Source organism: Undibacterium hunanense, assembly GCF_014284335.1.
In the GTDB taxonomy this organism is placed as follows: Bacteria; Pseudomonadota; Gammaproteobacteria; order Burkholderiales; family Burkholderiaceae_D; genus Undibacterium; species Undibacterium hunanense.
Map to the genome: position 1 here is coordinate 1 of NZ_JACOGF010000087.1, position 255 is coordinate 255.

Here is a 255-nt window from a genome sequence, read left to right on the forward strand (position 1 = left end):
TGACCGATGCCCTGATCGCTGCCAACAACAACGCAGGTGTACTGGCCATCGTCAATGACAACGACACAGCCAACAATGCCAACAACACAGCAGACACAGCTGGTACAGCACAAGAAAGCGCCGTTGTGATCGACGCCCGTAGCCTGAGCGCCACAAGCCGCTTCAGCTACAAAGGCGAAGAAGGTGCCACACGCACAGCCGACCGCATCATCTTCACTGATGCCAACTTCAACGGTACCCACACCATTGACGGCG

Annotated in this window: 1 protein-coding gene; it reads left to right on the top strand. The window is 56.5% G+C overall.

Going from position 1 to position 255, the window contains the following annotated elements; translation table 11 throughout:
* Window positions 1-255, top strand: a 255-nt coding sequence (locus tag H8L32_RS27435) for a hypothetical protein (protein WP_186951030.1), incomplete at both ends; no start/stop codon positions are given.